Raw genomic sequence first — 4210 nt, 5'->3', positions numbered from 1 at the left:
GGTCAGTGGTCGGGACGTCGGGGCGGAACGTCGGCGGCGGGGTGGTCGTCGGGCACCCGGTTGAGCAGGACGTCCAGCGGGACGGGGCGGCCCAGGTGGAAGCCCTGGCCGGCGTCGACGCCCAGCCGGCGCAGCGCGGGCACCAGCGCGTCGCGGTCGACCGACTCGGCGACCGTGCGCATGCCCAGGCCGTGCGCGGCGCGCACGACCGCGTCGATGAGCACCGGGTCCGCGCCGCCCCGGTCGGCCTGCCGGACGAAGTCACCGGCGATCTTGACGGTGCTGAACGGCAGGTGCTTGAGGTAGGCGAACGAGCCGAACCCTGCCCCGAAGTCGTCCAGGCTCAGCCGGCAGCCGGCGTCGCGCAGCGTACCGGCCAGGTTGCGCACCGCCGCGACGTTGGTGATCGCCGCGGTCTCGGTCACCTCCAGGCCCAGCCGGCGGGCCTCGACGCCGGCCGTGCGCAGCCGACCCACCACCCAGTCGCCGAAGCCCGGGGACTCCAGCGACCGGGCGGAGATGTTGACGTCAAAGCGGGTCTTGGCCGCCGAGGCCGCCGGATCGGCCAGCGCCGCCGTGGCGGTGGCCACCACCCACCGGTCCAGCTCGCCGATGAGGTCGTCGCGCTCCACAGTGGGCAGGAAGGCGGCCGGCGGCAGCTCCGGCTCCCGGCCGTCGCGCAGCCGGATGAGCAGCTCGTGGCTGACCACCTCGCCGGTAAGCAGGTCGATGATCGGCTGGGCGTCGAGGCGCATCCGGCGCTCGTCGAGGGCGTTGCGGACCCGGGCCACCACGCTGACCCGCTGCACGGCGTGCCGGTACTGCTCGGGCAGGTACAGCCGGGCCCGGTTGCGCCCGGCGTTCTTCGCCTCGTAGAGCGCGAGGTCCGCGTGGGCCAGCGCGACGTCCCGGGTGTCGCCGGGCTCCAGCGACGCGGCCCCGATGCTCAGGGTGACCCGCAGCCCGGCGTCGACCAGCGGCACGGGGCTGCGCACCGTGGCGTTGCACAGGCCCTCGGCGACGGCGAGGGCCTCGCCGGCTGTGACGTCGGGCAGCACGACCGCGAACTCGTCGCCACCGAGACGACCCAGCACGGTGCCGGACGGCAGGTGGCGCACGAGCAGGCGGGCCAGCACGCGCAGCACGTCGTCGCCGACGGCGTGCCCGTGCACGTCGTTGATGTCCTTGAAGTTGTCGATGTCGATCAGCAGCAGGGCGCCGGAGCGCCCGCCGCCGGAGGCGAGCAGGTCGTCGAGGCGCGCGAGCAGGGCACGCCGGTTCGGCAGGTCGGTCAGGGGGTCGCGCTCGGCCAGCCGGGTCAACTCGTCCTGCGCCCGGCGGATCTCCGTGATGTCGTGGGCGGTGCCCAGGACGCGCTCGGGGACGCCTGAGTCGTCGGTGAAGACCTCGCCGTAGCACTCGAAGACGCGCAGAGTCGCGCGGTCCGGCAGGTACATGCGGTGGGTGTACGAAAACGGCGCGCCGGTGCGCAGCGCCGTGTCCAGGGTCCGCTCGATGAGGCCGATGTCGTCGGGGTGCACCAACTGCCGGTACGACGGGTAGTCCAGGGTGGTGCCAGGTGGCAGGCCGAACATCTGCAACAGCACGTCGGACCAGACGACCTCGCCGGTCGCCACGTTCCACTCCCAGGTGCCGACCTTGGCGAGCTGCTCGATGTGCGCCAGTCGCCACCGGTGGTTGCGGCCCCGCTCGCGTTCGCGGCGTTCGCTGCTGACGTCGCGCACCTCGTACAGGCGCAGGGGTTGCCCGTCGGAGTCGATGCCGTGGCAGCACACCCGCAGCCACCTGGTGGCGTGCTCGGCGGCCGGCCAGGGGATCTCGACGGCCGCGCCGTCCGGTTGCACCCGCGCCAGCGGCAGCTCGTCCGGCCGCATTCCGAGCCGGCCGGCGGCCGGGTTGGACCAGAGGCACCGGCCGTCGGGGGCGAGCACCAGCATGGCGGTGGAGGCGACGTCGGCCGCGAGCGCCGGCAGAGTCAACACCTGGTGGCCACCCCATCCCTGTCACCGAAAGCGGCCGTTGCGGAGCGCGGCCCGGGGGCCGTTGCGCGCTGGCACCGGAACGGGTGCGTCCGGCCGCGCCGCGGAGTCTACCCACGGGCACGAGCGCGCTGCGCGCCGTGTGCGCCCCGCCGGGGCGCGGCGTCAGGCTACGTCCCGGTCAGTGCCGTCCGTCCGCCGCCTGCTGCCCGCCGCCTGCTGCCCGCCGCCCAGCGCGGCCAGGTAGTCGGCGAAGTCGCGGCGCGGCCGGTACCCCTGGGCGCGGGCCCGGCCGATGTCGAGCACCATGTCGCGGGCGAGCTGGTCGACGGCGTACCGGGTGAGCACGGGCGCGCGGCGGGTGAGCCGCGACCACCCGGTCGCCGCCGAGGCGGCGGCGCCGGCCAGCCCGACCGGCAGGTGCGCCAGCCGCGCCGGGTCGCCCGTCGCGGCGAGCGCCGCGCGCAGCACGGCGTCGCGCGAGTACGGCCGGGCGTCGGCGACGTTGTACGCCCCGGCCGGCCAGCCGGGCGCGGCCAGGCAGGCGTCGGCCAGGTTCTCCACGGCGGTGAGGCTGAGCCGGACGTCGGGGCCGGGCACCGGCAGCCATCTGCCCCGGCGGGCCCGCAGCAGCCGGGGCAGCAGGTGCGGGTCGCCGGGACCGTAGACAGCCCGGGGGCGCAGCACGACGGCGCCGGCGGCGAGGGCGAGGCGTTCGCCGGCGGCCTTGGTGCGGCCGTACGCGGAAAGCTGCCCGTCGGTGGGGTGGCCCTCGGCGACCAGGGCCGCTCCCCCGGGCCGGTAGACGCTGGCGCTGCTCACCCAGACCAGCGGGCTGCCGGCGGCGGCGTCGAGCACCCGGGCGGCCCCGTCGACGTTGACCGCCCGGTAGGCGCGCTCGGCGGCCCGGCCGGGCGGCGGGTCGCCGACCGCCGCGGCGAGGTGGACGACCACGTCGGCCCCGGCGAGGTCGGGGGCCGCCCGGGTGGCGTCCCACGCCACGTGCCGGCCGACGGGGCCGGGGCGGCGGCCGAGGCAGCGCACCCGGGCCCCGGCGGCCACCGCCGCCCGGGCCACGGCGGCACCGCAGAAGCCGCTGGCCCCGGTGACCACCACCTCGGCCCCGGCGATGTTCACGCGCCGGCCCTGATCACCAGGCGCGCCCAGCCGGGCAGCGCGGCGCGCCCGTCGGCGCGGGCCCGCGCCACGACCGGCCGGTACGGGGCCAGCGCGGCGAGGGTGTCGGCGAGCTGGGCGCGGGCCAGCCGGGCTCCCGGGCAGGAGTGCGGGCCGGCGCCGAAGACCAGGCGCGCGGTCCGGGACGGGGCCGGGGCGACGGGGTCGGGCCCGGCGCGATGCGCCCCGGCGGCGTGCCGGGCCACCAGCAGCAGCCGGTCCCCGGCCCGGACCGGGCAGCCGGCGGCGGTGCCGGCCGCGGCGGCGACCCGGGGCAGCAGCGGGCTCGGCGCGGTCACCCGCAGCAGTTCGTCGACCAGGACGTCCCGGCCGGCCGGCTCGTCGGCGGCGTCCCACAGCCGGTCGTCGGCGCACCAGGCGACCGCCCGGGGAAGGCCGGCCACGGTGGTGTTGACGGCGGCGACGGCCAGCATGCCGGCCAGGCCGGCGGCGTCCGGCGGCAGGCCGAGCAGGGCGACCAGGTCGGCCACGGCCCGGCGGGCGGCGCGGGCCCGGCCGGGTGGGTGCAAGCCGGGCAGCTGCGCGGCGGCGGCCGTGGCGGCGGCGCGGCGGGCCGCGGCGGCCAGGGCGGCCGGGTCGGCGTCCACGCCGAGCAGCGCTGCGGTCGTGGCACCGGCCAGCTCGGCGGCGACCGGCACCAGGTCCACCGGTTCGCCGGCGGCGAGCGGGGCGAGCCGCCGGCGCAGCACCGCCGTCCAGACCGGGCGCAGCCGGGTCACCCCGGCGGGCCCCAGCCCGTCGTGCAGGGCGCGGCGCAGCCGCCGGTGCTCGGGGCCCTCCTGGTCGAACAGGAGCCCGTCAGCGCCCAGCCGGTGAGCGGTCCCGCCGACGGTGCCGGCGGCGCCCCGGTCCAGGGGCAGCCGGGTGAGCGCGTCGAGGTAGACCTGCGGGTCGTGCACCAGCACGGTGCGCCCCAGCCGCACCGCCGGCCGGTGCCGGGTGGCGACGAGCAGGGTGAACAGCAGTGGGTACCGCCGCAGGTAGACCCGACGGTCGCGGCGGCGTCCCCGGGC

Annotated in this window: 3 protein-coding genes; all 3 read right to left on the bottom strand. The window is 78.2% G+C overall.

Features of this window, described 5'->3' with window-relative positions; translation table 11 throughout:
* Positions 1–2: 2 nt before the first annotated feature.
* Positions 3–2003 carry a bifunctional diguanylate cyclase/phosphodiesterase gene (locus tag E1258_RS30425; protein WP_132407159.1) on the bottom strand — a complete coding sequence of 667 codons (2001 nt, stop codon included), beginning with the start codon at positions 2001–2003 and terminating at the stop codon, positions 3–5.
* 162 nt (positions 2004–2165) lie between these two features.
* Positions 2166–3137: an NAD(P)-dependent oxidoreductase gene (locus E1258_RS30420; protein ID WP_243715789.1), complete on the bottom strand. Its 972-nt coding sequence runs from the start codon at positions 3135–3137 to the stop codon at positions 2166–2168.
* Positions 3134–4210 (bottom strand): cytochrome P450 (locus E1258_RS30415; RefSeq protein ID WP_243715788.1); only part of this gene is annotated, 1077 nt, incomplete at its 5' end. The genes E1258_RS30420 and E1258_RS30415, both read right to left, overlap by 4 nt.

The organism is Micromonospora sp. KC207, assembly GCF_004348615.1.
Classification (GTDB): domain Bacteria; phylum Actinomycetota; class Actinomycetes; order Mycobacteriales; family Micromonosporaceae; genus Micromonospora.
This window is presented reverse-complemented; position numbering and strand designations above follow the sequence as displayed.